The organism is Modestobacter excelsi (genome assembly GCF_005930495.1).
Lineage (GTDB): Bacteria > Actinomycetota > Actinomycetes > Mycobacteriales > Geodermatophilaceae > Modestobacter > Modestobacter excelsi.
The window spans coordinates 1-2,425 of sequence record NZ_SJEX01000155.1 but is presented as its reverse complement, the minus strand read 5'-3'; the positions used below and the strand labels follow the sequence as shown (position 1 = coordinate 2,425).

2 protein-coding genes are annotated in these 2,425 nt (G+C 74.6%); one reads left to right on the top strand and one right to left on the bottom strand.

Annotated features, from left to right (window positions below; genetic code table 11):
• Positions 1-363 precede the first annotated feature (363 nt).
• Entirely contained in the window at positions 364-1,278 is a 915-nt protein-coding gene (locus tag FHL80_RS25010) for an HAD family hydrolase (protein ID WP_246078945.1), read from the top strand.
• A 159-nt stretch (positions 1,279-1,437) separates the two neighbouring features.
• Here the strand turns inward: FHL80_RS25010 and FHL80_RS25005 are convergent, their stop codons facing one another.
• Entirely contained in the window at positions 1,438-2,346 is a 909-nt protein-coding gene (locus FHL80_RS25005; RefSeq protein ID WP_138736024.1) for a lysophospholipid acyltransferase family protein, read from the bottom strand.
• Positions 2,347-2,425: the final 79 nt, after the last annotated feature.

Genomic DNA, 2,425 nt, shown 5'->3' with positions numbered 1-2,425 from the left:
CCGCTCCCCCGGCTCCCTCCACGGCTGCCGGCAGCACGACTGCAGGGCCTCCCGCCGGCGGCTCCGCGAGAACGGCACCGACGAGCGCGGCTCCCGGGGTGCCCTCGGTCCCGACCACCGCTGCGCCCGCTCCGCCCTCGCGTCCGGGCCCGCCGCTGCCCAGCCTCCCGCTGCCCTCCCAGCCGGGAGCCCCGCCGCCGTCCGGGTCGCGCGGTCCGGTGGTCCTCCTGCCGCCGGTGGTGCCGGGGGTGTCCCTCTGCCTGCCCCCGCTGATCACGGTGGGCTGCTGACCGGCTCCGGAGCGATCGGACGACGACGCTAGGGTCGCGGTCGACGGTGGGTCGACGCCGGGAGGTGGAGCACGTGGTCCGAGTGCCCTTCCGCGGCCGTGCCGCGCGGATGCCGGCGGAGGCCGACGACCACGAGACCCGCGCGCTCGTCGCGGGTGAGGCGTCCGCGGCCGCCGCCGAGACCGACGTGCCCGAGGCCCCCGCGCCCGACCGCACCGCGGCCGCGTTCTTCGACGTCGACAACACGATGATGATGGGCGCCTCGATCTTCTGGTTCGCCCGTGGGCTGGCCGCCCGCAAGTACTTCACCGGCCGGGACGTCGCCTCGTTCGTCTGGCAGCAGTTCAAGTTCCGGGTCGTCGGCACCGAGGGCGCCGTCGACATGCACACGGTGCGGGACAACGCGCTGGCGTTCGTCGCCGGCCGTCCGGTCGAGGAGATCGTGCAGGCCAGCGAGGAGATCTACGACGAGCTGATGGCCGACCGGATCTGGTCGGGCACCCGGCTGCTGGCCCAGCAGCACCTCGACGCCGGCCAGCGGGTCTGGCTGGTCACCGCCACGCCGGTGGAGCTGGCCTCGATCATCGCCCACCGGCTGGGCCTGACCGGCGCGCTGGGCACGGTCGCGGAGGTCGTCGACGGCCGGTTCACCGGGCGCCTGGTCGGCGAGATGATGCACGGTGAGGCGAAGGCCCAGGCGGTGCGGGCGCTGGCCGAGCGCGAGGGCCTGGACCTGTCGCGGTGCAGCGCCTACAGCGACTCCACCAACGACCTGCCGATGCTCGGCCTGGTGGGCACGGCGGTCGCGGTGAACCCCGACTCCGAGCTCAAGGCGGTCGCCCGCTCCCGCGGCTGGACGGTCAAGGACTTCCGCACCGGCCGCAAGGCCGCCAAGATCGGCGTCCCGACGGTCGGTGTGGCCGCGCTGTCCGGTGGCGTCGTCGGCGGCCTGGTCGCGCTGCGCCGCCGCAACCGCTGGCCCTTCTGATCGTGACCCTCCGGGCCACACCGCGGCCAGGTGCCGTGCCCGTCCGCGTGGAGCTGCTGTGCTCCTTCCTCGGGGAGGCCTCCGGCCGCCCGTCGTCAGGAGTCACCGTCGCCGTGTCCCCGGGTGACTCGGCGGGCCCTGCTCCCGTCGCCTGCTGCTCTAGCTGAAGACGGACCGGCGCTGGAGGAGCAGGCGGTAGAGCGAGTGCTGGATGGTCTCGCGCACCTGGTCGGTGAGGTTGAACACGACCATCGGGTCGTCGGCGGCGGCCGGCCCGAAGGACTCGGTCTCGATCGGCTCGCCGAAGGCGATGAACCACTTCGACGGCAGCGGCACCAGGCCGGCCGGCCCGAGCAGCGGGAACGTCGGCGTGATCGGGAAGTAGGGCAGACCCAGCAGCCGCGCCGCGGTGCGCGCGTTGCCGATCATCGGGTAGATCTCCTCGGCACCGACGATCGCGCACGGCACGATGGGCGCCCCGGTGCGCAGCGCCGCGCTCACGAAGCCGCCGCGGCCGAACCGCTGCAGGGTGTACCGCTCGCTGAACGGCTTGCCGACGCCCTTGAACCCCTCGGGGAAGACCCCGACCAGCTCGCCCTCGGACAGCAGGCGCTCGGCGTCCTCGTTGCAGGCGAGGGTCGTGCCGAGCTTGCGCGCCAGCGCGCCGACGAAGGGCACCTGGAACACCAGGTCGGCGCCGAGCAGCCGCAGCCGCCGCGACGCGGGGTGGTCGTCGTGCAGCGCGACGGTGGCCATCAGCGCGTCGACCGGGATCGTGCCCGAGTGGTTGGCCACGACCAGCGCGCCGCCGGTGTCCGGCACGTTCTCCAGGCCCTGGGTCTCCACCCGGAACCAGCGCTCGAACCAGGGCCGGAGCAGCGGCAGCAGGACGTGGTCGGTCAGGTCGGGGTCGAAGCCGAACTCGTCGGTGTCGTACTCCCCGGTGACCCGGCGGCGGAGGAACTCCAGCCCACCGGCGACCTGGTCGTCCCAGGACGGCGCGGCCGGCGGCGGCTGCGGCGGCGGGTCGTCGTCCGGCCGCAACGGGATCACCCGTGCCTCAGGCATCGCGCACCGCCCTCAGTCCGGGCACCGGGGGCGCGGGGCGGTGCCGACCCCGGACCACAGCGTGCACGGAGCCCACCCC

Bases quoted from the DNA above. Each gene is read 5' to 3' on its own strand.
- FHL80_RS25005 (WP_138736024.1), bottom strand. From the start codon at position 2,346: ATGCCTGAGGCACGGGTGATCCCGTTGCGGCCGGACGACGACCCGCCG.